The sequence below is a fragment of the Pseudomonas sp. B21-019 genome, assembly GCF_024749225.1.
Classification (GTDB): Bacteria; Pseudomonadota; Gammaproteobacteria; order Pseudomonadales; family Pseudomonadaceae; genus Aquipseudomonas.
In genome coordinates, this window is the sequence record NZ_CP087193.1 from 5,245,248 (window position 1) to 5,270,745 (window position 25,498).

Genomic DNA, 25,498 nt, shown 5'->3' on the forward strand with positions numbered 1-25,498 from the left:
TGGCCCTTGACTGTTGGTTAAACATGGAGAGATCGGGATGGTATTTTCATCCAACGTGTTCCTGTTTCTGTTCTTGCCGATCTTTCTCGGCTTGTACTACTTGAGCGGGCAACGCTATCGCAACTTGCTGCTGCTGATCGCCAGCTACGTGTTCTACGCCTGGTGGCGTGTGGACTTCCTTGCGCTGTTCGCAGCGGTCACGGTGTGGAACTACTGGATCGGCCTGAAAGTTGGCGCCGCCGGGGTCCGGACCAAACCGGCCCAGCGCTGGCTGCTGCTCGGCGTCGCGGTGGACTTGTGCATCCTGGGCTACTTCAAGTACGCCAACTTCGGCGTGGAGAGCATCAACGCGATGATGACCTCGGTCGGTCTGTCGCCGTTCATCCTGACCCACGTGCTGTTGCCGATCGGGATCTCGTTCTACATCTTCGAGTCCATCAGCTACATCATCGACGTCTACCGCGGCGATACCCCGGCCACCCGCAACCTGATCGACTTTGCCGCATTCGTAGCGATCTTCCCGCACTTGATCGCGGGCCCCGTGCTGCGTTTCCGCGACCTGGCCGACCAGTTCAACAACCGCACCCACACCCTCGACAAGTTCTCCGAAGGTGCCACGCGGTTCATGCAGGGTTTCATCAAGAAGGTGTTCATCGCCGACACCCTGGCTGTGGTCGCCGACCATTGCTTCGCCTTGCAGAACCCGACCACGGGCGATGCCTGGCTCGGCGCCCTGGCCTACACCGCACAGCTGTACTTCGACTTCTCCGGCTACAGCGACATGGCGATTGGCCTGGGCTTGATGATGGGTTTCCGCTTCATGGAAAACTTCAAACAGCCGTACGTCAGCCAGTCGATCACCGAGTTCTGGCGGCGCTGGCACATCAGCCTCTCCACCTGGCTGCGTGACTACCTGTACATCACCCTCGGCGGTAACCGTAAAGGCACGCTGATGACCTATCGCAACCTGTTCCTGACCATGCTGCTCGGTGGTCTGTGGCACGGCGCGAACATCACCTACATCGTCTGGGGCGCCTGGCACGGCATGTGGCTGGCAATCGAAAAAGCCATCGGCCTGAACACCTCGCCGCGCAGCTTCAACCCGATCCGCTGGGTCCTGACCTTCCTGCTGGTGGTGATGGGCTGGGTGATCTTCCGCGCCGAGAACCTGCACGTCGCCGGTCGCATGTACGGCGCAATGTTCAGCTTCGGCGAATGGTCGCTGTCGGAACTCAACCAGGCCAGCCTCACCGGTCTGCAAGTGGCAACCCTGGTGGTGGCTTACGTGACCCTGGCGTTCTTCGGCCTGCGTGATTTCTACACCAACCAGCCGCCAGTCAAGACCAAGCCTGCGGTGAACATCGAAACCGACGGCCCGGCCGCGGCGACACCTGGAATGATCAAAGCCGTACCGGGTGACAACCCGGCCAGCATCCACGAGCCGGGTTACACCGTCGGCGTTGAAGCGACTGTGCAACCGGCCTATTGGACCGCCGACTGGTCCCGTTACGTGATGCGCGCCCTGGTACTGCTGCTGTTCATTGCCTCGATTCTCAAACTCTCGGCGCAAAGCTTTTCGCCGTTCCTTTACTTCCAGTTCTGAGGGATCTGACCATGACCCGCTCATTACGCATCTTCTACATCGCGCTGTTCCTGGTGACCTTGCTGGTCCTGGGCGTGTGGTCGGTACGCAGCTTCTTCGGCTTCAGTACCAACGCCGATGCCACCGTGCTCAACGGGCGCTGGACCAAAGCCGTCGAGACGCACTATGACGACGAGTTCCCGATCAAGCGCCTGGGCACCAACCTTTGGGCCGCGCTGGATTTCAAACTGTTCAACGAAGGTCGTCCGGGCGTGGTGCTCGGTCGCGATCAGTGGCTCTACAGCGATGAAGAGTTCCACCCGATCGTCAACGAAGAGTTGAACCTGCAAGGCAACTACGCGCTGGTCGAAGGCGTGCGCCAGGAACTGAAAAAGCGAGGCGTGCAACTGGTGATGGCGATTGTTCCGGCCAAGACGCGTCTGTACCCGGAACACCTGGGTGAAGTGAAGCCGGCGAGTATCCACGCCAATCTGTACAAGGACTTCCACGCTCGCGTGGCGGCCGACAAGATCCTCGCCCCTGACCTGCTCGGCCCGCTGCAACAAGCCAAGCACGACGGTCAGCAAGTGTTCCTGCGCACCGACACCCACTGGACCCCGGAAGGCGCACAAGTCGCTGCCCAGACCCTGGCCAAAACCATTGCCGACAAGGCTCCGCTCAGCGGCGAACCGCAAAACTTCGTCACTGAACCGGCGGAGAAGGTGACGCACAAGGGCGACCTGCGGTTGTTCCTGCCGCTGGACCCGCTGTTCGAGAACATGATGCCGGCGCCAGAACCTTTGCAGAAGCGCAACACCGTGGCAGCCCAGGATCAACCTGCCGGTGATGATGCGTTGTTTGCCAACACGGAAGTGCCGGTGGCCCTGATCGGCACCAGCTACAGCGCCAACCCAAACTGGAACTTCGTCGGTGCGCTGAAAGAAGCGCTGCACAGCGACGTGGTCAATTACGCCGAAGACGGCCACGGCCCGATTCTGCCGATGCTCAGCTACCTGAAAAGCGATGCCTTCAAGAACAGCCCGCCACAAGTGCTGATCTGGGAATTCCCTGAACGATATCTGCCTGTGAACAACGAAATCGGTGACGCCGACCCGCAGTGGGTCGCAGAGCTTAAACAAGCCGGCGCGCGCCAACAAAACGTAGCTGTAAACACCAAATCCGAGACGCCCGACCGGGCGCAAAACTGAAAGAGAGGTACACCCATGACTTTCACTACTACTCCTCGCCGTCTCGCCGCTCGCTCCTTAAAAGCAGTCGCCCTCGTCGCCGGCATGAGCGTGCTCTCGATGCAGGCCTTCGCCGCGGGTGACGCCGCCCTCTACGGCCCTGTCGCGCCAAAAGGCTCCAGCTTCGTGCGGGTCTACAACGCCGGTAACGCTGAAGTCAGCGCCACAGTCGGCACCACCAACCTGAACGAAGTCGCGCCGCTGTCCAGCACTGACTTCAGCTTCATGCCGGGCGGCGACTACAGCGCCAAGATCGGCAGCCAGACCCTGCCGGTGAAACTGGCCGGTGATCACTATTACACCCTGGTCAACAACGCCAGCGGCGCACCGCAACTGATCGAAGAGCCGCCGTTCAAGAACAAGCAGAAATCCCTGGTGCGCGTGCAGAACCTCAGCGACAAGGCCCTGACCCTGAAAACCGCCGACGGCAAGACCGATGTGGTGCCGAACGTGGCCGCCAAGGGCCGTGGCGAGCGTGAAATCAACCCGGTGAAAGTCAGCCTGGCGCTGTACGAAGGCGACAAGAAAGTCGGCGACGTGAAGCCGGTTGCCCTGGAGCGCGGTGAAGCGGCGGTGCTGTACGTCACCGGCAACGGCAGCAACCTGTCGCCAGTCTGGGTCAAGCGCCCGGTGTCGACGCGCTGATTAATTCATCAGGACGGTGATCACCCTGTAGCAGCTGGCGAAGCCTGCGTCCGACTGCGAAGCAGTCGCAATCCAAGCAACTCGGTCTTTCTGAATGACCGCATTGACGGGATTCACGACGACTACGTCGCCGAACGCAGCCTCGCAGGCTCGGCAGCTGCTACAGAATCGGTGAGCCGATCTGATTACGGAACAAAAACAAGAGTGAAACGACAGAACGTTCGTGGCTCTAACCAATCGATTTTAAAGGAGTAACAACATGATTCCGGTGATCTTGTCAGGTGGTAGCGGCTCACGTCTTTGGCCGCTTTCGCGTAAGCAATTCCCCAAGCAATTCCTCGCCCTGACCGGCGAACACACGCTGTTCCAGCAAACCCTGGAACGCCTGGTGTTCGAAGGCATGGACACTCCGATCGTGGTCTGCAACAAGGAACACCGTTTCATCGTCAACGAGCAGTTGAACGCCCGCAACCTGGATGTGCAGCGCGTGCTGATGGAGCCCTTCGGCCGCAACACCTCGCCAGCCGTGGCCCTGACCGCGATGATGCTGGTCAATGAAGGTCGCGACGAGTTGATGCTGGTGCTGCCGGCCGACCACGTGCTGGAAGACCAGAAAGCCCTGCAACGCGCCCTGGCCCTGGCCACCGTGGCGGCCGAGCGTGGCGAGATGGTGCTGTTCGGCGTGCCGGCGACCAAACCGGAAACCGGTTACGGCTACATCAAGTCCACCAACGATGCCCTGCTGCCGGAAGGCGTCAGCCGTGTCTCGCACTTCGTCGAAAAACCCGACGTGAAACGCGCCACCGAGTTCGTCCAGTCCGGCGGTTATTTCTGGAACAGCGGTATGTTCCTGTTCCGCGCCAGCCGCTTCCTTGAAGAGCTTAAAAAACATGATCCGGACATCTACGACACCTGCGTACTGACGCTGGAACGTAGCGCGCAGGATGCCGACACCGTCGATATCGACCCTGCTACCTTCGCCTGCTGCCCGGACAATTCCATCGACTATTCGGTGATGGAGAAGACCCAGCGCGCCTGCGTCGTGCCTCTGACCGCGGGCTGGAGCGATGTCGGTTGCTGGTCGTCGCTGTGGGAAGTCAATGAAAAAGACGCCAACGGCAACGTCACCAAAGGCGACGTGGTCATCCAGGACAGCAAAAACTGCATGATCCATGGCAACGGCAAACTGGTGTCGGTGATCGGCCTGGAAAACATCGTGGTGGTCGAAACCAAGGACGCCATGATGATTGTCCACAAGGACAAGGTCCAAGGCGTCAAACAGATGGTCAACACCCTTAACGAACAGGGCCGCAGCGAAACCCAGACCCACTGCGAAGTCTATCGTCCGTGGGGCTCCTACGACTCGGTGGACATGGGCGGTCGTTTCCAGGTCAAGCGCATCTCGGTCAAACCGGGTGCGTGCCTGTCGTTGCAGATGCACCACCACCGCGCCGAACACTGGATCGTGGTCAGCGGCACCGCTGAAGTGACCTGCGACGAAAACGTGTTCCTGCTCACTGAAAACCAGTCGACCTACATCCCGATCGCCTCGGTTCACCGTCTGCGCAACCCAGGCAAGATTCCACTCGAGATCATCGAAGTGCAATCGGGCAGCTACCTGGGCGAAGACGATATCGAGCGGTTTGAAGATATCTACGGTCGCTCCACCCCGATCGAGCGCGGCGTGTCGGTGAAAACCATCGCGCAGTGATTGACCGGTAAAACAAAAAGCCCCCGTCCAGCCCGCTGCGTTCCCTATCCGCAGTGGGTTGGGTGGGGGCTTTTCTTTTGTGTCAGTGGAATGCTCCTTGCCGAGCGGGAGCTGACCTGGACGTCCCATTGAGTGATTGTCGTCTTCCGGCGTAAGGCTTGGGCGCGACAAGTTCAATGAAGTCCTGGTTTCGGTTCAGCACCTGAACCACTTCCTGCGTCTGCATCGAGAGCTCAGCGATTGTTTCGAAGGTTTGCGGATCCGAACTACCGGAGTCCGCGAATTCATTTTTGATCGCCTGCATCCTGAACTCCAGCATATCGATCACTGCCGGCGTCACCTCATAAGTCTCACTCAACGATGACGCGTTCACCCCCTTCGATGCCTGGTAAAACTCCTCGCCTGTCTTGATCAGCCCTGGGGCTTGCGATCCCAGCTTCTCACCGACCATTTCGACAATCTTGTCTGTCACCGCGGTGCGAATTTTTTTCCCCAGTCGCGCTCGTCCTTCACTCGTACGCGGATCATTTGCCGCCAGCTCAAGCTTTACCATTGCAAGGCTGAGTTGTTTTTTCGGCTCAACGCTCTCAATCAGCGCCTTGGGGTTCATTTCATTGCCCTTGAAGTTGATCGGGCGATCCAGCTCAAAGGTGTCCACCATTTTGGAAATCAACGCATCCGCAGCCTTCGCGCCGGCTTTCGCTCCTAGCTGGCCTCCCAACGCTGAACCTCCCGGCCCAAGCAACCCACCCAAGGCGGAGCCCCCCGCAGCGCCCACTGCCTGTGCGCCAGCGCTGACAGCATTGCTGCCAAGCTGAGTGACTACCCGCCTGCCCAGGGCTTGAAACCGATGCCGCGCATAAACGTGGTTAAGCATCGAATTTCTGAGATCGGAAGTCGTCGTCGCCACCGATGTCAATAAGGCTCGTTGTTTTTCCAGGCTGCTGTTCAACCCTGCCGCTTCAGTCTTGCCTCCTCCGTCATTGTCGACATATGTCATGGGTGAGTTACCGACCATGCAGTACAGATTCGGTCCGTCGATGAAGCCCTTGGGATCCGGATTCAACCAACGTTGTAACCACGGGATGTAATAGCGATAACCGAAGTAACACAGTCCGGTCGCATCCCGTTCCTTGCCCGAGTAACGAATGGTTTTATAACTGACCTCGATCACATCATCCCCAGCCAGGCAGGCCGTCTCGCCGAACGGGTAAAAGGTTTCCCGGCTGATGATGCGTGCATCAGCAGCCAGCTCCAGGCTGGTCGAGCCCAAATGATCGGTAAAGCCATATCGATACTGGTTGTTTGTTCCCGAAGGCGGGGGGCTCTCCCAGTGCAATACCCGAACGCTGTTGAGTCCGGCCTGGGCAATGATGACCTGCAAGATCTCTCCCGTGCCGTTATCGGTGCGCAGCTCCAGCCCCCGCAAGTAACGCACTTGCGCGACAACGGTCCGCACGCTGGTCTGCAACGAGCGGACTTTACGTACGCGCTGGCCACCGCCATCGCAGTGATACGACTCCCGGTCATGGCGTCCGGAGACGCGCGCCACCGGGCTGACCGATTGCAGCTGGTTGCGCAGATCCCACGTCAGAAAGCGCCCCTGATCCAGTTCCAGCAAATTGCCGCTGGCATCAAATGCAGCGGCGATTTCTCCTTCGGTCGGCGGCACGTCGTTGCGCCAGGGCAAGCAGCGATTGCTGTACCGCGCGGCTTTCAGCTCGCGTCCGTGGTTTTGCGCGCCGACGTGGGTCAGCGTCAGTAGATTGCCGCCCGCGTCATGGCAATAGCTCTGATGGTAATTGCTGACCGCTGCCGGATCAGTACGACCGACTGAATCCGGCCCCTGAGTAGGGCCGCCCGCCTCCCAGCCAAAGGCTTCGATCAACTGGTACAGGCTGTCGTAGATGAAGCGATTGATCGGGTCGATGCGTTGATTGGCGAAGTAGCGCACCGGCAGGGCCTTGTCTTCGATACTCAGCACATTGCCCATTCGGTCATAGATATAGAGCAGGTGTTGCAGCAAACCGACTCGCTCACTGTACGCCCGTCGCTCCATCAGCCGACCATCCTCGGGGCAATACGTGAGCGTTGTTTGCACTGCGTTACCCGCCACTTCTCGTACGGTCTGACCCTCGGCGTTGTAATCGATTTCGCCGACCAGCGTTTGCCATGAGGATTGCCCCGCCAGCTTAAGGGCACTGTGGCGTAACCGGCCATCAAGCGTGAGACTAAAGCTCTGGCAGTTCTGCCTGGCATCGACCGTTTCCAGCACATCCCCCAGCGCCCCGTAACGCCCCGTCGAAACGGCGCCCTCGCCCGGTTCGAGCAGTTTTTGTCGATCGGCTATCGGCTCAGGCCAATTCGGTGCAACGGCTTCCAGCGTGAACTGCTGAACGTGCCTTGTGCAGTGGCCCGTGATTGCAAACGCCGCAAACAACACTGTGCCTCCGGGGCTATCCTGGCGAATCAACCGCCCGCATTGGTTGCGATCCCGATTGCCGTGATCGGCACGACCATATTCCATACGCTCGGCACAATGTGGTGGCTGCGTGGCGAGATGCTCAAACACCGCCACGGGACGAAGCAGGTCGTCGTAATCAACCTCGCGTCGTACAGCGCGACTGTCCCAGCCTTGCAGCATTTCATTGGCCAGACCAAGAAGACTGATCTGTGAGCCGGCATCGACACTGACCGTAAATACCGGATTACCGGACAGAGAATGTACCGCCGTGAGATTGGCAGGGGTCGAAGAGTCGTCCTTTTGCAACGCCCATAGCCGCGGGTCCCACTGTTCTACCGCAAAACCCGCGGCATCGTGGAAGGTGCGATTGATGCGCGCCAGCGCAGTGGCGCTTTCGTCTGTGCGCCAATAATCAACCGAACAAATCGGCAGCCCCCGCGGGTCAATGACGGACAATCGTGGGGTTTTATAGTGCCGTCCCATTGTCGAAGCCTGCATCCGGTTCGTCCCTGTTCGCCTGTGGTTATCTAACCGCTCGTGGTCAGGGCTGGCTACTGTCAGAAATTACAGTACCGACCAGCGGTACAACCCCTTGCTCACCGAATATCCATTCTCGTGTCCCTTCGGTAGGATGGTGGTTATCCGTTCAAGGAGCGTTCAAACATGTTCATCGGCGTCCTGCTGGTCATCACCTGGCTGATCCTGCTGCTGCGCTACCCGGCCAAGGCCGTGCCGGTTTCCGTGGCGGCCGCTGTCGGATTGGGTCTGGTGGCGACATGGGTGTTCTGGATGGACAATCGCGAGATCAAGCAACTGGCACGCCTTGAGCTACGCATCACTTACGCACCCGAGCACTGTCCCGCAGACCGGCCGTTGAAGTTGACGATGAACAACGGTAACGACGTGCCACTGACCGAGTTGCGCTGGCGCATCGCGGCGTATGCGCCGGGCGATACGGTGAACCTGGCCGACAATCAATACGCCGCACCACGTTATCGCGGCCCCGGTGAATTGCAGGCCGGCGGCAATTGGGAAGACTGCTTGCCACTACCGCCCCTGCGCCCCGGTTACCGCCCGCAAACCCTGGAGTTTCGCGCCGAACGGTTGCAGGGTAGTTTCTCCGACTGATCCCCCTTTTTCTTTTGCACAAGGACCGCGCCATGCCTGTTGCGTTGATTACCGGTTGTTCCAGCGGCATTGGCCGTGCCCTCGCCGATGCCTTCAAAAGTGCCGGTTACAAAGTCTGGGCCAGCGCTCGCAAGGCTGAAGACGTGGCGGCGCTGACAGCCGCCGGTTTCACCGCCGTGCAACTGGATGTCAACGATGGCCCGGCACTCGAACAGTTGAGCGAACGAATCAACCAGCAGCATGGCGGCCTCGATGTGCTGATCAACAATGCCGGTTACGGCGCCATGGGGCCACTGCTCGATGGCGGCGTGCCGGCCATGCAGCGCCAGTTCGAAACCAACGTGTTTGCGATTGTCGGCGTCACTCGCGCGATGTTCCCGGTACTGCGTCGCGCCCGGGGGCTGGTGGTAAATATCGGCAGCGTTTCCGGGGTTCTGGTCACGCCGTTTGCCGGTGCCTACTGCGCCTCGAAAGCCGCCGTGCATGCCTTGAGCGATGCGTTACGCATGGAGCTGGCGCCGTTTGGTGTACGAGTCATGGAAGTCCAACCGGGCGCCATCCAATCCAGCTTCGCGAAGAATGCCGGCCACGAAGCCGAGCAACTGATCACCGAACAATCACCGTGGTTTCCACTGCGTGAAGGTATTCGTGCACGGGCCAAGGCCTCTCAAGACAAGCCGACACCGGCCAGTGAATTTGCCGCCGGTTTGCTCAAGGCTGTGCAGCAAAGCAAACCACCGCGTCTGGTGCGTTTGGGTAACGGCAGCCGGGCGTTGCCGTTGATGGCGGGGTTGTTGCCCAAGGGATTGCTGGAGTCGGGGTTGATGAAGCGGTTCGGGTTACGCGGGCAGCTCTGAGACCGCGAAGGCGTCAGAACATACTTTTCAGACTTTCAGGAAACAGCATGACCGACTACACCGAATACTTTGACGAAGTGATCCAGGCCCACGTAGCCATCGAGCAATGGTTGGCCGAGGAGCGAGACGAGGCCGAGCTTGAACAATTGCTGACGCGTTTTTCACCGCAGTTTTCCATGGTCTCGCCGTTGGGCCGGGTACTGGATTTCGAGGCGTTGAATGAATTGTTTCTACTCGCGGGCGGGAAGAAGCTCGGGTTCAGGATTGAGCTCAGCGAGTTGCGAGGTGTCGCGCTGTATGACGGTGGCGCAGTGGTCAGTTACCGCGAACAGCAGACCGATGCGACGGGGCTGCATTCTGATCGACGGTCCTCGGTGGTGTTTGAAAAACAGGCCGACGGCAAGGTGATTTGGCGGCATTTGCATGAGACGTTTTGCCAGGGCTGAAACCGTTCCCTTGTGGCGAGGGGGCTTGCCCCCGTTCGGCGGCGCAGCCGTCGCAAGGCTGATTCCGCGGTGTGTCTGACCGTACCGGTTTGCAGATTTTTGGGGGCTGCTGCGCAGCCCAACGGGGCGGTGCGGCGTTCCGACAAGCCCCCTCGCCACAGGTCATTTGCCAGCCGGGGGGTTCACCACCACCGTACACGTAATCCCCGCCGCCAACAGCACACCCTCCGGCACTTCATCAATGTGAATCCTTACTGGCACCCGCTGCGCCAGACGCACCCAGTTAAAGGTCGGATTCACATCAGCGATCAGCTCGCGGCTTTCCGGGTTATCGCGGTCGTAGATGCCGCGAGAAATACTTTCCACATGGCCCTTGAGCACTTCGCCACTCATCAATTGCATGTCGGCTTTATCGCCCACGCGAACATGCGGCAGTTTGGTTTCTTCGAAGAAGCCATACACCCAGAACGAATTCATGTCGACCACCGCCATTTTCGCTTCGCCGATGCGCGCATAGTCACCGCGATGGACGTTGAGGTTGGTGACGTAGCCGTCCACCGCCGCACGCACTTCGGTGCGTTGGAGGTTCAGTTCGGCGGCTTCCAGTTGCGCTTGTGCGTTCTGGTAATCGGCCAGGGCCGAGTCGGCGATGTTGCTGGCGTCGTCGCGGTTTTCCCTGGAGATCACCAGGTTGTCGAGGTCGGCGCGGCGATGGGCGTTGACCTTGCGCATCTCCCACGTGGCCTTGCGCGAGGCCACCAGGCTCTGCGCCTGTTTCACCGCGAGGCGGTAGTGCTCGGGGTCGATACGCATCAGCAGGTCGCCCTTTTTCACCAACTGGTTGTCGCGCACCGGCACCTCCACCACCTCACCGGTCACGTCGGCGGCGACGTTGATGATGTCGGCGCGCACCCGGCCGTCACGGGTCCAGGGCGTGTTCATGTAATGCACCCACAAGGTCCGGCCGATCCACAGGGCAAGGGCCAGCACCAGCAGGGTCGCGAGCAGGCTGAAAAGCTTTTTCATCAAGGCCTTCTTCAGTGATAGAGAGTCAACGGTAGACAGTCAGCGCCAGGGCGCCGAACAGACAGGTAAACAGGCTCAGGCGCAGCAGCGCCGGGTGCCAGAAGAAACGGTACAGATCGAACCCGGACAAGAATCGGTCAAGGGCCCAGGCCAGCGCCGCCGCAATGAAAAACATCAGGGTCATGGTCGGCACGTACACGCCGTGGAAGGCGATTTCACGAGGCATGTTCAAGTCCTTGGGGCTTGGCAGTGGTGTATGAGGCCAGCGGCGATTGCGGGTCGAGCAACGAGGTGCGGATGAAGTGCAGGTAGCTCTTCACCCGGCGCAAGGCAGAGGTATCGAAGTGTGGCGCGAAGGGTTCGTCGGTGGCCTGCACGCGTCCGATCGCGTGGTCGACGGCGACCAGCGCCCGCTCCAGATTGCTCTGGCCCGGTTGCAGAAACAGCCGCACCAGCGAACGGCCCATCACCCGGATGGACTGGCGCCACGGCTGGGATTCGGCATATGCCGGGTGCACCGGCAGAATCGCTTGTTCCTTACGCAGTTCGATAATCGCGTGGCCGACTTCCAGCACCACCAGCATCCAGCGCAACAAGTCCCGCTGCACCTGCGGCTGCCCTGCGGCGAGGCCATAAGCCTGATGCAGCAAGTCCCGCGTGCGACTTTCAAAACTCGACGCCAGGCCTTTGAGTTTGCCGCTGATGGCGTACACCACTTGCCCGCGCAAGTCCTGCTCCAGCCGCCGCCACAGCCAGCGGCTGTTGGGCGGCAGAATGATTGCCCCGGCCGCCGCGCACACCAGCATGCCCATGACCATGGCGATGTAGTCGTTGATGAAGGCGTAAGGGTTGTAGACCGTAAGGTTGTCCGGCACGGAACCTGTGCTGAAGAAGATCAGCAACCCCAGGCCGACACCGGCGTATTGCGGCCGAGAAGTGAGGAACGAGCCGAGCACGATCACCGGCGCGAGCATCACGCAGAGCAACGGAAAGCCGTCGATCCAGGGGAAGATGAAAAACATCTCGACGAAGCCGATCAGCGCCCCGAGCAAGGTCCCGCAGGCCATCTGAAAGGCCATTCGCTTGGGGTTCGGCGTCGCCGCTGAAAGGCCGACGGTGGCGGCGGCGATCAGGGTCATGGTCGCCCCGCTCGGCCACGCGGTGGCCACCCAATAGCTGCCGAGCACCACAAGGATGAACGCTGCGCGAATCCCCGATGCCGCCGAGGCCAGCCAGTTGGTTTGCGGGGTGAAGGGCTCGTCCCAACGCTCCCGTTCGTGGCTGTGATCGGCCAGGGACGCGTGGGTCTGTGCATAACTGTGCAAGTCGTCGACGAAGCGATAAAGCAGTTCGTAGGCGGTGTGAAAATCCAACTGCTCGGCGTCGCTCGGATCGCTCTCCTGAAAGCTCGCCCGCAGCTTGCGCACCCGCGCCGGCAAGTTGTCCTTATAGGTCGCCAAGGCGCTGGCCAGGCGAGCGGCATCAGGGCTGGTCAACGCACGGCCGCTGAAACCGTCGAGCACTTCGGCCAGGTCCTGCAACCCTGGTTTGATCGCCGCGACAACATGATCGGCGCCGCTGCCGCGCAAGCGTTCGAGCAACTGATGCAGGGCATTGAAGCGTGTGGTGACGCCCATGAACTCGCTGTTCAAACGACTGAGCCGCCCGTTGCGTCGACGCATGTGCGGGTCTTCGAACACCGTGACGCTGCGCAGTCCTTCCAGGCCCACCGCCTCGGCGATGAACCGAACGTTGCTTGCTTCAAACGCTTCGCGCCGACTGCGACCGCGCAAGCCATCAGTGACGAACAACGCGAACACACCGAAGCGCTGATACAACGCATTGCGCATCGCCGCACTGGCGGTTTGCGGCAGGATCGCGGCGCTGACCAGCGTCGAGCAGAGAATCCCCAGGGAGATTTCCAGCACTCGCCAGACCGCAGCCATGAATGCGCCGTCCGGGTGAGCCAGAGCGGGCAGCCCAACCATCGCCGCCGTGTAACCGGCGAGCACAAATCCATAGGCGCGGAAGTTGCGACAACGCGCTGCGCCAGCCGTGCACAGGCCGACCCAGATCGCCAGCGAGCCGAGGAACAGTTCGGTGTTCTGCGCGAACAAGGCAATCAGCGCGACCATCACCGCCGACCCGGCCAACGTGCCGAGGAAGCGATAGAAACTCTTGGCGAACACCTGGCCGCTTTGCGGCTGCATGACGATGAACACGGTAATCATCGCGGTGCGCGGTTGCGGCAATTCAAGACGCATGGCCAGCCACAGCGTGAGGAACGCGGCGATCAGCACCTTGAAAATGTAGACCCAGGTCACGCCGTCGCTGCGCGCCCAGTCGAAGAAACCCCGGCGCCATTCAAGGGAATACAGCCAGCGCAAGGGTGCGGGCAAGGGAGTCATGAAATTTTGCTCAATGGTCTAGGGCTTGAGGAACTGTGGCGAGGGGGCTTGCCCCCGTTGGGCTGCGCAGCAGCCCCAAAACCTGCCATCGCATTTTCTCAGACACACCGCATTCACAGACTTGGCGACTGCTGCGCAGCCGAACGGGGGCAAGCCCCCTCGCCACAGAGCTCCCTCGCCACAAATGTGGGAGTGCCTGAAATGTCGGGCTCACTTCAAAAGGCTCGGGGTTTTCGGGGGCTGGGTTTTCTCGGCACTCGGGACGTCGTCGCCCGCATCGAGTCCGCCGCCGAGCGCCGTCACCAACTCCGCATGAGCACTCAACCGCGCAGCCTGAACCTGCTGCTGCACTTGCTGTTGCTTGAACAGCAAGGTCTGCGCATTGAGTACGTTGAGGTAATCGGTGAGCCCACGTTGATAGGCGATCATCGCGATGTCGTAAGTCTTCTGCGCCGTGGCCACCGATTCGGCGGCGAACGTTTGCTGCTTGTCCATCGACTCGCGGCGGATCAACTGATCGGAGATGTTCTTCAGCGCATTGACCAGCGTCTGGTTGTACTTGGCCACGGCGATGTCATACCCGGCCGAGGCTTCACCCAACTCCGCACGCAAGCGGCCGCCGTCGAAAATCGGCAGCGAGATCGCAGGTCCCACGCTGTAGTTGAGCTTCTTGCCGGTCAGGAACTCCAACGCACCGCCACCGGTGGCCATGTAGCCGAGGCTACCGACCAGATCGACGTTGGGATAGAAGCCTGCGTGAGCGACATCGATGCCCCGCGCCTGGGCCGCCACTTGCCAGCGACTGGCAACCACGTCCGGGCGTTGCCCGAGCAATTGCGCCGGCAACGATGACGGTAACTTCAGCGCCGCCCCCAGCGACAGCGTCGGCCGTTGCAACTGTGCGCCCTCCCCCGGGCCCTTACCGGCCAAGGCCGCGAGCTGGTTACGGCTGAGGGCGATTTCTTCGTCCAGCGCATCGAGTTGGCGATGGGTTTCCGGTAACGGCGTTTCAGCCTGGCTGACTTCGAAATGTGTGCCGATGCCACCGTCCAGACGCTTTTGCGCCAGGTCGAGGATTTGCTGTTGTTGCTTCAAGGTCGCGGCAACGATGTCTCTCTGCGCGTAATGCAACGAGAGTTCGATGTAGGCGCGCACGATGTTGTTCTGCAGTTCGAGCTGGGCCTGCCGTGCTTCGGCGGCGCTCATGTGAGCCATGTCCACCGCTTGCTCGGTGGCGTTGCTTTCGCGGCCCCAGAGGTCGAGGGCATAGCTGAAGCCCAGCGCGGCGTTGTTGTCCCAAGTGGTGGTGTTGGCCAACTCACCGGGGCCGTAGAACTGATCGGTGGGCCAGTTGTGGCGCTTGAGAGTCGATTGGCCATTAATCTGCAACGACTCGGCGGACTCGGCAATACCCGCCATGGACCGGGCCTGACGCACCCGTGCGGCGGCCATGGCCATGTTCGGACTGTCTTGCAGGGCAAGGGAGATCCAGCGGTTCAGTTGCGGGTCGCCGTAGGCTTGCCACCATTGGGCGGTGGGCCAGTGAGCGTCCCGGGCGGCGCTCTGGATGGCTTCGTCGGTGGCCAATGAATTGGCCTCCAGTGCCTTGCCTTGTGGGGCAATACCCGCGGTTGCGATGCAGCCGCTGATTGCCAGGGTTAAAGCCAAAACACTGAGCGTCTTGAGCGCTCTGTTGATGCGACGCGGCACTGCTGCGATTTCCTGAAAGGGAGAAATACAAGATCTGGTAGGAGCGAGGCTTATGTGGCGAGGGGGCTTGCCCCCGTTCGGCTGCAAAGCAGTCGTAAATCGGTCACCCGCATTCTGATTGAAGAACGCGGTGACTGGTTTTAGGGGCGCTTCGCGACCCAACGGGGGCAAGCCCCCTCGCCACACAGACCCGCTCCAACAATGGCGCAATTCTAGGGGGCGGTCTGAATGGCGATAAGTCGGGATTCCTGTGAATCTTTGTTACCGTTAACGAGATAATCCCTTGGTCGGGGTCTCAGTCCCTGAAACTTCGTGTCACAATTTGCCATCCGCCAAGAGAGCACCCCATGGACACTTTGCAAAACATGCGCGCCTTCAGTTACGTGGCCGAGGCCGGCAGCTTCACCGCCGCCGCCGTACAACTGGACACCACCACGGCCAATGTCTCGCGCGCGGTCTCCAACCTGGAAGCCCACCTGCAAACCCGCCTGCTCAACCGCACCACCCGGCGCATTGCCCTGACCGAAGCGGGCAAGCGCTATCTGTTGCGCTGCGAGCAGATCCTGGCCTATGTCGAAGAAGCCGAAGCCGAGGCCAGCGACGCCCACGCGCGCCCGGCCGGGCAACTCAAGGTGCACACCATGACCGGCATCGGTCAGCACTTCGTGATCGACGCCATCGCTCGCTACCGCAAGACCCACCCGGACGTGACCTTTGACCTGACCATGGCCAACCGTGTGCCGGACTTGCTCGACGAGGGCTACGACGTGTCCATCGTGCTCGCCAGCGAACTGCCCGACTCGGGCTTCGTCTCCCAGCGTTTGGGCATCACCTACAGCATCGTTTGCGCATCGCCCGCCTATGTAAAAGCCAACGGCTGCGCGCAGAAGCCCAGCGATTTGCTCAATCACATGTGCTTGCGCCTGGTGAGCCCGGTGATCCCACTGGAAAAGTGGGCTTTCGATGGCCCCGAAGGCCAGGAAATGGTCACCATCAACAGCTCACCGTTCTTGGTGAACTCCGCTGACGCGATGAAGACAGCGATCACCAGTGGCATGGGGGTTGGTGTGTTGCCGGTGTATGCGGCGATTGAAGGCTTGCGCAACGGTACGCTGGTGCGGGTGATGCCAAAGTACCGCTCGCAGGAATTGAACCTGTATGCGATTTACCCGTCGCGGCAGTATCTGGACGCGAAGATCAAGACGTGGGTCGAGTATTTGCGCGGGTCGTTGCCGGAGATTTTGGCGGCGCATCAGGCGGAGTTGGCGGCGTATGAATTGAGCGGCAGCTTGGGTGGGGCTCGGCTGGCGAACTGATTTCACGGTCCTACAGACGCGGTGGTTTTTGGGGAGGTTTCCGACAAGTTCTGGCGGTTGTTGCGTCGGAAGCGAAGTGGGTAGGCTTTGTGGGTCGCTGCAAAATCAGCGATCAGGTCTGGAAAACCTGGCGAACACTGACCACACCCCATGGCATACTGCGGCGCTTTTTACTGCACGCAATCCTTGTTATGGCGGCTGTGCGCGGGAGACCTTCGGGTCTGCCGGGTTTTGGTGGGTGTTCCGGTTTTTCCAGTCCGCGCACAGCTGCCACCCTTTCGTCTGGAAAACGAAAGATGGCAGTTCCACTTCATCTGCCAATGAGTAACTTCCGCATGATTAAAGAAACACCGAACCCTCCGGAAACCGACGACGTTTCCCCCTACGAATCTCTCGATTCGAAAAAACTCCACGACGCCGCCGAGCGCGCGCTCGACCACTACCTCAAGCCACCACCCAAACAACCCGAAGGCCGCAAGCCCAGCAGGATGTTCATGGTCGCGCCGGACATGGATAACGAAAGCCTGCTCCTCGGCCAGCGTCATGACCAGCGACATCGCCGCCTATGTCGACGCCCCGCAGCGGCATACGCTCCTGGCGATCCAGCAAGTCATCATGCTGGCCGAACTGGCGGTGAACCGAGTGCTGGATAACGTCGACGTACCGAAACCTGCACCACACAGCTGATCCATTGTGGGAGCAAGACTGTGGCGAGGGGGCTTGCCCCCGTTGGGCTGCGTAGCAGCCCCAAAATCTCTGATGTACCAAAGATCTTGTGAGTGCTACGCACTCAAACGGGGGCAAGCCCCCTCGCCACAGGTCGCTCCCACAATTTTGAATGGGGTACCCCCCGGGCAATCCGAGCACTCGCATAATGTCCGCGAAGAATGTTAGCTTGCTTGGCAATCTCCACGCCCGACGAGCCCCTCTCCAATGAAAAAAACCGTCCTCGCCTTCAGCCGCATCACCCCGCCCATGATCGAACGCCTGCAACAGGATTTCGATGTGATCGTGCCGAACCCGAAAAACGGCGACATCGCCGCCCAGTTCAACGAAGCCCTGCCCCACGCCCATGGCCTGATCGGCGTTGGTCGCAAACTCGGCCGGGCGCAACTGGAAAACGCCAGCAAACTGGAAGTGGTGTCCAGCGTCTCCGTCGGCTACGACAACTACGACCTCGCCTACTTCAACGAACGCGGGATCATGCTCACCAACACCCCCGACGTGCTCACCGAAAGCACCGCCGACCTGGCCTTCGCCCTGCTCATGAGCAGCGCCCGCCGCGTCGCAGAGCTGGACGCCTGGACCAAGGCCGGGCAATGGCAAGCCACCGTCGGCGCGCCGTTGTTTGGTAGCGATGTGCATGGCAAAACCTTGGGCATCGTCGGCATGGGCAACATCGGCGCGGCCATCGCCCGTCGTGGTCGACTGGGCTTCAACATGCCGGTTATCTACAGCGGCAACAGCCGCAAGACCGCACTGGAACAGGAACTCGGCGCACAGTTCCGCAGCCTGGATCAATTGCTGGCCGAAGCTGATTTCGTCTGCCTGGTGGTGCCACTCAGCGAAAAAACCAAACATCTGATCAGCCATCGCGAACTGGCGTTGATGAAGCCGAGCGCCATTCTGGTGAACATCGCCCGCGGCCCGGTGGTGGACGAACCGGCGCTGATCGAAGCGCTGCAAAACAACCGGATTCGTGGCGCCGGGCTGGATGTTTACGAGAAAGAACCACTGGCTGAATCACCGCTGTTCCAACTGAAAAACGCCGTGACCTTGCCGCATATCGGCTCGGCCACGCACGAAACCCGTGAAGCCATGGCTAACCGTGCATTGGCCAACTTGCGCAGTGCCTTGTTGGGTGAACGACCGCAGGATCTGGTGAATCCACAGGTCTGGCGCAAATAATTAAATCGGGCAAGTGTTGTACAACACTTGCCCGTTAATAGCGGTTCAATACATACCTTGTAAATGAACCTGACACAAAATAAAAAACACTCGCTATAAACTCTCCAAACTTATCGAATCCACGATGAACGCTTTGGAGAACAATCAAATTGAACAGACTGACCACCGACAAACTTATTCGCTACAGCAAAGTCATTCTCATGGCTTACATCAGCTTCTTCGGCTTGCTTGTGATGTTTCACAACTTCACCGACTACTCATCAAATTATGAATATGTCGCCCATATTCTGAGCATGGACACAACGCAGGTAAACGACAACATCCGCTACAGAGCGATCGATTCGCCCATGCTGCACCACCGGATTTACTGGTTCGTTATTACGATGGAAGTAATTTACACGGCGTGCTGCCTGGTTGGGACTTATCACCTGTACCGAAAAATCAACGAATCGGCTGACGTATTCCACGAAGCCAAGAAGCTCTCGATCATCGGACTATTGACCGCCATATTTATCTACTACGTTTGCCTGCAAGTCATCGGTGTTGAATGGTTCGACATGGACACATCGCAGACCTGGAACGCCAAAGACTGGGCTCGGCATATTGTCGACTTCATATTGCCGCTGATGATTTATATCGCGTTAAAAGTCGAGCACTGATGCTCAGCACTCGACATTTTTCCTGCTCAAGCCAACTTGCCGTGGTTTGGCGACAGCACTGCACGCGGCTTACGAAACACCAGCACATTGCCCAACATCACCAGCACCAACCCCACCAATGCCGGCGCCGTCCATTGATACCCCTCGGCAAACGCTGACACGTTCAGCGCCACCACCGGGAACAATACGGTGCAATACGCCGCCCGCTCCGGCCCCATGCGGCCGACCAGCGTCAGGTAGGCGGTGAAGCCGATCACCGAGCCCGGAATCACCAGGTACAGCAACGAGCCGATGTAACGGGCATTCCATTCCATGTCGAACGGGATGCCTTTGACCAGGCACCACACCGACAACATCGCTGCGCCATAAGCCATGCCCCAGGCATTAGTGGTCAGGGGTTTCAGGCCGGCCCTCTGCTGCAGACTCGACAGCATGTTGCCCGCCGAGAAGCACAAGGTTCCGAGCAACGCCAGAGCCAGCCCGAGCAATGTTTCCGGGCTGGCGGTATGACCGGCCAGCTCCGGCCAGAACAACAGACCAAGACCGAGCAAGCCCAACGCGCCGCCCATCAGCACATTGCGGGCGATTTTCTGGCCGAAGAACACCCGCGCATTGAAGGCGTTCCACAACGTTGCGGTGGAAAACACCACGGCGACCAGACCGCTGGGAATCCACTGGCTGGCGGTGAGGAAACACATGAAATTGATACAGAACAGGCACAGCCCCTGCGCCAGGCAAATCAGATGCCCGCGACGGTTCATCACTTGCAGGCGCCGGCTAAGCAACAACATCACGAACAGCACCAGCGCGGCGAGGCCGAAGCGATAGACGATCGACACTGGAATCGCCACCACGCCCAGTTGCCATTTCAAGGCAATCCAGGTGGTGCCCCAGATCAACACGGTCAGCAGGTATAACGAGAGGTTCATGGTGAAGACTCCTGAATAGGCCTTCAGTGTCCGGCGCGCCCCCCTTTTGCACTTGCATAAACTTGCGCTTTTGTCGGTCGGCAGGCTGGCAGGCCAGCGTCTACGGAGTAGGATGCAAGGCGTTGGAGAGAACCGATCATGGCCGCACTGGAAACGTTGCAAGTCTTTCAAGCCCTCAACCGCTCGCCCAATGCTCGCCTGGAGCACAGCGCCGAGCTCGGTGACGGCATGGCTGCGGCTTTGTGGAGCAACCACCATGACGCCCAGGACTACGAAGCGCCGAGCCATCACACTTTGTCGTGCTACATCGCCGGTGGCACCGGCACCTTTCGCCGCGACCAGCCCGGCACCAAGGGCGGCCCGGACAAGCTGTGCATTCTGCCCGCCGACCATCAGTCAGGCTGGGTGATCAACGGCGACATTCGCCTGGCCCACCTGTATTTCAGCCCCGAACAATTTGCCCTTGGCTGCGTCACGCTGCTGGATCGCGAGCCGCGAGAGTTGCAGCTGCGCGAGCGCACGTTCCTCGAAGACCCGCAGCAAGCCCGGCACTTTCGGCAGTTGATCGCCCTCAACTGGGACGAACCCGGCGAACGCCTGCTCACCAGCAGCCTGGCCCACGAGATGCTCAGCCATGCCTTGCTCAGTCAGGTTGGTGTGCGTCAGGGCTTGCGCCTCAAGGGTGGATTGGCGGCGCATCAGCGACGGCAGTTGGTGGAGTTCATCGACAGTCAGTTGGCGGAGGCGATCAGCCTTGGGCAATTGGCGAGCTTATGCGCGCTGTCGGAATATCATTTTGCGCGGATGTTTCGTGTGAGCTTCGGCTTGCCGCCGCATCAGTATGTGTTGGCCCGAAGATTGAGCCGCGCGCGGGAGTTGTTGCGCGCATCGTCGCAGCCGTTGGGGGAGATTGCGCTGGCGTGCGGGTTTGCCAGTGCGAGCCATTTCACCAACCGGTTTCGACAGGCGTTGGGTGGCACGCCCGGCGAGTATCGGCAGGCGTTTTTGCGGTAAAGCAAGATCAAAGGATCGTCCGAACGCGGCCCGAGCCTTCGGCAGCTCCTACGCCGAAGGCTGCGATCTTTTGCGGGTTGACTCAGAACTCCAGGGTGCTGGATAACGAAATCTGCCGCGAATCCCCCATCGACACAAAGAACCGGCTCGCCGCCGAGGTGTAATAGGTGCGGTCAAACAGGTTCTTCACGTTGAGCTGGAACTTGACCTTCTGCCCTTCGACCTTGGTGTCATAGGTGGCGAACGCATCGGCCACGGTGTAGCTCGGCAGGTCGAAATCGTTCACCGCGTTACCCGCTCGCTCACCGACATAACGCGCCCCCGCGCCAACCCGCAACTGATCGCCACCGACGATGGTGCCGAAGTCGTAGACCGCCGACAGCGAGCCGGTGTTCCGGGCGACGTTTTGCAGGCGCTTGCCTTTGTAGTCCGGGTCTTCGGTGACTTCGGCATCGGTGTAGGCATAGCTGCCGATCATGCTCCAGCGGTCACTGAGCTGCCCGGTCATGTCCACTTCCAGACCACGGGAACGCACTTCACCGGCGGCGCTATAGATCGTGGTCGGGCCTTCAGAGTTGGCGACCAGTACGTTGCGCTTCTTGATGTCGAACAGTGCAACGTTGCCGGTGATACGACCCGGCATGTCGAGCTTGGCGCCGATCTCCCAGGACTTGGCTTCTTCCGGTGCCACGCTGCCATCAAGCACGGTGCTGCTGCCGCTGAGCGGCGCGATGGTCGAGTTGGGTTTGAAGGATTCGGTGTAGCTGCCGTAAAACGACAACTCGTCGGTGTAACGGTACACCAGGCCGGCGCGCGGTACCCATTTCTGGCCGTTGCTGTCGGTGTTGGCCTTGAACGGCACGCCTTTGCCGGCGTACTGGTCGTATTCCTGGAAACGCCCGCCGGCCACCAGAATCCACTGGTCGTTGAGGTGGATCGAGTCCTGCAGGAATATCGAATCGCTGCGCAGCTCATCGGTCTGGGCGCTGTCGGGCGCGCTGACGGTGGTGCCCGCCACTTCGCGGCCATACACCGGGTTGACGTAGCTGAAGGTGGTCAGGCTTTTCTGGCGGATCAGGTCTTCGCGGTAGATTTTGCGGTACTCGTCATCGACGCCGAACACCAGGTCATGTTGCATGCCCAGCACATTGACTTTGCCTTCGAGGCTGGCGGTGGTGAAGCGGTCGGTGCTGATGGCGTTCTGCGTGCCGTCCATGCTGCGGGTCAACGTGCCTTTCTTGGTGTCGATGGCGGTGATGCGCACCTGGCTGGCGTCGTAGGTTTCGCGGTTCCAGCTGTAGCCGAAGTGGGCTTTCCAGTTGTCGTTGAGTTCGTGATCGGCCTCGAAGTGATACAGGTCCGAGCGGCCTTCCATGTTGTTGAACGGCTCGTCGAGACGTTCATTGCGCGAGATGTCCAACGGGTGGTTGGTGCGCGGATCGATCACCGTCCCACGGTCGAACGGGGTCAGGAATTCCCGGTGCTCGTAGGAGAACAGCAGCTTGGTGCTTTCACCGAACCAGGCCAGCGACGGCGCTACCAACGTCTCACGATGGGTGCCGAAGTTGCGCCAGTAATCTTCGTCTTCGTGGTCCAGCACCATGCGGTACGCCAGCCCGGAATCGCCGAGGGCGCCGGTACTGTCGAGGCTGCCGCCGCTGCCGTTCTTGCCATCGCCATAGGTCGAGCCGCGCAGGGTCAGTGCGTTGTACTGCTCAAGCTCGGGCTTCTTGCTGACCATGTTGACCACGCCGCCCGGGTCCTGAATGCCGTAGAGCAAGGACGCCGGGCCTTTGAGCACTTCGACCCGGTCGACCGTGGCATTCAGGCCACGGCCCTGGATCACTGGCATGCCGTCGCGCATGATCGAGCCGTTGCGGTTGTCACCGAAACCGCGGGTCATTACCGAATCCTGGGTGCTCGCCAGTGTGTTGCCCTGGGTGATGCCGCTGACGTTGGCCAGCGCATCATCCAGATTGCGCGGCGCCTGATCGCGAATGACCTGGGCCGGGATCACGTTGACGGTCTGCGGGATTTCCTGGAGCAAGGCCGACGAACGCATCACCGAACTGGTGGGTGGCGGTTGATAACTCATGGGTTGTTGCGCCACCGAGGTGATGGTGGTGGCGCCCAGGTTCAATGTCCCTTCGCTGGGCACAGGCTCCAGCGCCAGGGTCTGGGCATCAGTGCGGCGGAAGGTGAAACCCGAACCGCTGAGCAAACGCTGCATCGCCTGTTCGGCGCTCATCTGCCCGCTGACCGCCGGAGCGGTAATGCCGTAAGGCGCTTCGTCGGTATAGACCACGCTGATGCCGGTGATCCGGCTGAAGTCGCTCAGGGCCTGGGGCAGCGGTTTGGCGGCCATTGCAAAGCTGAACGGCGCGCGTTGCTGGGTACTGCTGGCTTCAGCCGCCCATGCCACGCTCAACGGCAGCAACGCCAACGCTGAAAAGCTTAATGCAGATACACCGAACCATTGTTTGACCGAACCCGATTTTGCCCTGGACTTCATTGCTCATGACCTGTGTAGAACGACTACGGATGCGAATGACTCGCAGTTTCAGTCACTACACGGATGGCGATCGGGTTTACCTCATCAGAAAGTTGAAAATATTTTCAGAAGCTCAAAAGATCGCAGCCTTCGGCGGCGCCCACAGGCACGTAGGAGCTGCCGAAGGCTGCAATCTTTTGATCTTCATCTTCAACGCAAAATAATCAAATTCCCCAAAACGTGATGCTGCTCAAACCCCATCACGCCCTGCAACGAACTCAACACCGCCTGCGGATCCTGGCTCGGAAAACTGCCGCTGACCCGCCGCGCCGCCAGTTGCTCATTGAGCAACACAATGCGCCCGGGGTAATAACGCCGCAGGTCTTGCACCACATCGGCCAGTGTCGCCTTGTAGTAATTGAGCCAGCCCTGACGCCAGGCCAACTGCGCTTCGCTGTCGACGGCGTGGAGTTTGTCCGACGAGCCGTCGGCATAAGCCACTTGCTGGCCGGCGCTCAGAATTTGCTGCGCGGCGTTCTTGTCGGCCGTCACTGCAACCCGCCCGGATAACACCGTGACCTGCGCGCCATGGGGTTGCAGGCGCACTTCGAACTGCGTGCCCAAGACCCGCGCCTCGCCCTTTTCCGCCCCCACCACAAAGGGCTCGCCGGTGTGCGTCACGCTGAAAAATCCGGCACCGCGACGCAGCTGGACGTGCCGCTCACCGCGACTGAAATCCACCGCGATTGCGCTGTCGGCATCCAGCGTCACTTGCGACTGATCCGCCAGCGTCACGGTACGAATCTGCCCCGGCGCCGACACGTAGTCCGCACCCAGATCATCAACCCAGCGCGACGGCTGCCAACCAGCGCCGACGCCGATCATCAACACCAGACACGCCGCTATGGCCAACGCACCAGACCAACGCCGGACGCGCCCCCCGCGCGCGCGATTCATCGCATTGAGGTAGCCCTGCAAGGCAAAAGCCTCTTCATCAGCCAAGGTCCGCGCCGGTACTTCGCTCAACTCCCACACCACTTGCGCTTGGGCATAGGCCTCGGCGTGGGCGGGATCAGCCTGCAACCAGCGACTGAACGTGAGTTGATCGCTGCTGCCGGGCTGGTCATGCAATAGACTGAGCCAGGCGAAAGCGTCCCGCTCCTGAGCAGGCGTCGGCGTGGCGCGTTCGGTGTGGTTCACGGTGCGTTCCCTGGCGTGCGCGGTTCGGGTTCCCGCAGGCTGGCCTTGCAAGCCTCGAGGGCGCGCATCATATGTTTTTCCACGGCGCTTTGGGACAGGCCCATGGCCTTGGCGATTTCGGCGTACTTGCGGCCATGGATGCGGTTGAGCAGAAAGATCTGCCGCGTGCGCTCGGGCAATGCGCGCAAGGCCGCTTCGACATGACGCAAATCGTTGCCCGCCTCCAGGGCTGCTTGCGGCTCGCAGCCCTGGCTGTCCGGTTGCTCCGGCATCCAGCCTTCGTTGACCCGCACCCGCGCGCCTTCACTGCGCAAATGGTCGATGGCGATGTTGCCGGCGCAACGCAGCAGATACGTGCTGAGCTCTTCAACCTGCACCAGCGGCCGACGCCAGAAGCGCAGGAACAAATCCTGCACCAGATCCGCCGCCGTCGCCCGACAGCCGACACGACGGCTCACCAGCGCCTCCATTTGCGAACGCTGGGACAAAAACACCTGAAGGAAATGCGCACGGGCGCCGCGATGTTCATCGTGCTCGGCGTCATGGGTTTCGGGAGGGCGGGTGATCATCGGGTCAGAACAAACCGGGTACGGCCTCGTGAATGCCACAAGACCCACAAGCCGGCGATATTAATGATAAATATTCTCATACGCAAAGGAGACGATGAGATAACGGCCAAGCGCCGATTGCCGGATGCAGGCCCGCGCCACTACAATGCGAACAATTCTTGTTCTCTAACGTATCAAAATGCGTCCGG

At 60.2% G+C, this 25,498-nt stretch carries 20 protein-coding genes and 1 pseudogene; 12 read left to right on the forward strand and 9 right to left on the reverse strand.

The window, feature by feature from the left end; translation table 11 throughout:
• Positions 1 to 37: 37 nt before the first annotated feature.
• From LOY36_RS23475 to LOY36_RS23490, 4 genes are all read left to right on the forward strand, one after another.
• A complete protein-coding gene (locus LOY36_RS23475) occupies positions 38 to 1,603 on the forward strand; it encodes an MBOAT family protein (RefSeq protein WP_258671115.1) in 1,566 nt (521 codons plus the stop codon).
• Positions 1,604 to 1,614: 11 nt separating this feature from the next.
• Positions 1,615 to 2,790: an alginate O-acetyltransferase gene (locus LOY36_RS23480; protein WP_258671116.1), complete on the forward strand. Its 1,176-nt coding sequence runs from the start codon at positions 1,615 to 1,617 to the stop codon at positions 2,788 to 2,790.
• A gap of 15 nt (positions 2,791 to 2,805) precedes the next feature.
• A complete protein-coding gene (locus LOY36_RS23485; RefSeq protein WP_258671117.1) occupies positions 2,806 to 3,474 on the forward strand; it encodes an alginate O-acetyltransferase AlgF in 669 nt (222 codons plus the stop codon).
• A gap of 259 nt (positions 3,475 to 3,733) precedes the next feature.
• Positions 3,734 to 5,185, forward strand: coding sequence for a mannose-1-phosphate guanylyltransferase/mannose-6-phosphate isomerase (locus LOY36_RS23490; protein WP_019647715.1), 1,452 nt, complete (start codon positions 3,734 to 3,736; stop codon positions 5,183 to 5,185).
• A gap of 82 nt (positions 5,186 to 5,267) precedes the next feature.
• On the opposite strand, the gene LOY36_RS23495 is transcribed toward LOY36_RS23490, so the two are convergent.
• Positions 5,268 to 8,132: an RHS repeat domain-containing protein gene (locus tag LOY36_RS23495; protein WP_258674214.1), complete on the reverse strand. Its 2,865-nt coding sequence runs from the start codon at positions 8,130 to 8,132 to the stop codon at positions 5,268 to 5,270.
• Positions 8,133 to 8,312: 180 nt separating this feature from the next.
• On the opposite strand from LOY36_RS23495, the gene LOY36_RS23500 reads away from it, so the two are divergent.
• From LOY36_RS23500 to LOY36_RS23510, 3 genes are read left to right on the forward strand one after another with little or no spacing between them, the layout of a single operon-like run.
• Entirely contained in the window at positions 8,313 to 8,777 is a 465-nt protein-coding gene (locus LOY36_RS23500; protein WP_007936330.1) for a hypothetical protein, read from the forward strand.
• Between the two features lie 32 nt (positions 8,778 to 8,809).
• Positions 8,810 to 9,634, forward strand: coding sequence for an SDR family oxidoreductase (locus tag LOY36_RS23505; protein WP_258671118.1), 825 nt, complete (start codon positions 8,810 to 8,812; stop codon positions 9,632 to 9,634).
• Positions 9,635 to 9,681: 47 nt separating this feature from the next.
• Complete coding sequence (locus LOY36_RS23510) at positions 9,682 to 10,080, forward strand: DUF4440 domain-containing protein (RefSeq protein ID WP_258671119.1); 399 nt, start codon at positions 9,682 to 9,684, stop codon at positions 10,078 to 10,080.
• Positions 10,081 to 10,242: 162 nt separating this feature from the next.
• Here LOY36_RS23510 and LOY36_RS23515 read toward each other — a convergent pair whose 3' ends face one another.
• From LOY36_RS23515 to LOY36_RS23530, 4 genes are all read right to left on the reverse strand, one after another.
• Positions 10,243 to 11,106 carry an HlyD family secretion protein gene (locus tag LOY36_RS23515; protein WP_019647710.1) on the reverse strand — a complete coding sequence of 288 codons (864 nt, stop codon included), beginning with the start codon at positions 11,104 to 11,106 and terminating at the stop codon, positions 10,243 to 10,245.
• Between the two features lie 25 nt (positions 11,107 to 11,131).
• Positions 11,132 to 11,332, reverse strand: a complete 201-nt coding sequence (locus tag LOY36_RS23520) for a DUF1656 domain-containing protein (protein ID WP_258671120.1) — start codon at positions 11,330 to 11,332, stop codon at positions 11,132 to 11,134.
• On the reverse strand, positions 11,322 to 13,514 hold the full coding sequence (locus tag LOY36_RS23525) for an FUSC family protein (protein ID WP_019647709.1): 2,193 nt from the start codon (positions 13,512 to 13,514) through the stop codon (positions 11,322 to 11,324). The genes LOY36_RS23520 and LOY36_RS23525 overlap by 11 nt, the downstream gene beginning before the upstream one ends.
• 210 nt (positions 13,515 to 13,724) lie before the next feature.
• Positions 13,725 to 15,224, reverse strand: a complete 1,500-nt coding sequence (locus tag LOY36_RS23530; protein WP_019647708.1) for an efflux transporter outer membrane subunit — start codon at positions 15,222 to 15,224, stop codon at positions 13,725 to 13,727.
• A 347-nt stretch (positions 15,225 to 15,571) separates the two neighbouring features.
• Between LOY36_RS23530 and LOY36_RS23535 the strand changes: the two genes are divergently transcribed.
• The 4 genes and pseudogenes from LOY36_RS23535 to LOY36_RS23550 all read left to right on the forward strand — a co-directional run bounded on the left by LOY36_RS23535 (position 15,572) and on the right by LOY36_RS23550 (position 19,107).
• Positions 15,572 to 16,540 (forward strand): LysR family transcriptional regulator, encoded by a 969-nt coding sequence (locus LOY36_RS23535; RefSeq protein ID WP_018927142.1) that lies wholly within the window; start codon positions 15,572 to 15,574, stop codon positions 16,538 to 16,540.
• 335 nt (positions 16,541 to 16,875) lie between these two features.
• Positions 16,876 to 17,227, forward strand: a pseudogene (locus tag LOY36_RS23540) (DUF6124 family protein).
• A gap of 246 nt (positions 17,228 to 17,473) precedes the next feature.
• On the forward strand, positions 17,474 to 18,448 hold the full coding sequence (locus LOY36_RS23545; protein WP_258671121.1) for a D-glycerate dehydrogenase: 975 nt from the start codon (positions 17,474 to 17,476) through the stop codon (positions 18,446 to 18,448).
• A gap of 149 nt (positions 18,449 to 18,597) precedes the next feature.
• Entirely contained in the window at positions 18,598 to 19,107 is a 510-nt protein-coding gene (locus tag LOY36_RS23550; protein WP_258671122.1) for a DUF2165 family protein, read from the forward strand.
• Between the two features lie 26 nt (positions 19,108 to 19,133).
• Here the strand turns inward: LOY36_RS23550 and LOY36_RS23555 are convergent, their stop codons facing one another.
• Entirely contained in the window at positions 19,134 to 20,036 is a 903-nt protein-coding gene (locus LOY36_RS23555; RefSeq protein ID WP_258671123.1) for a DMT family transporter, read from the reverse strand.
• 138 nt (positions 20,037 to 20,174) lie between these two features.
• Between LOY36_RS23555 and LOY36_RS23560 the strand changes: the two genes are divergently transcribed.
• Positions 20,175 to 21,050 (forward strand): AraC family transcriptional regulator, encoded by an 876-nt coding sequence (locus tag LOY36_RS23560; RefSeq protein ID WP_019647703.1) that lies wholly within the window; start codon positions 20,175 to 20,177, stop codon positions 21,048 to 21,050.
• An 82-nt stretch (positions 21,051 to 21,132) separates the two neighbouring features.
• Here LOY36_RS23560 and LOY36_RS23565 read toward each other — a convergent pair whose 3' ends face one another.
• The 3 genes from LOY36_RS23565 to LOY36_RS23575 all read right to left on the reverse strand — a co-directional run bounded on the left by LOY36_RS23565 (position 21,133) and on the right by LOY36_RS23575 (position 25,310).
• Positions 21,133 to 23,562 (reverse strand): TonB-dependent receptor, encoded by a 2,430-nt coding sequence (locus tag LOY36_RS23565; protein WP_258671124.1) that lies wholly within the window; start codon positions 23,560 to 23,562, stop codon positions 21,133 to 21,135.
• 189 nt (positions 23,563 to 23,751) lie between these two features.
• A complete protein-coding gene (locus LOY36_RS23570) occupies positions 23,752 to 24,741 on the reverse strand; it encodes a FecR family protein (protein WP_258671125.1) in 990 nt (329 codons plus the stop codon).
• Positions 24,738 to 25,310: an RNA polymerase sigma factor gene (locus tag LOY36_RS23575; RefSeq protein WP_007936356.1), complete on the reverse strand. Its 573-nt coding sequence runs from the start codon at positions 25,308 to 25,310 to the stop codon at positions 24,738 to 24,740. Before LOY36_RS23575 ends, LOY36_RS23570 begins: the two co-directional genes overlap by 4 nt.
• Positions 25,311 to 25,498 lie beyond the last annotated feature (188 nt).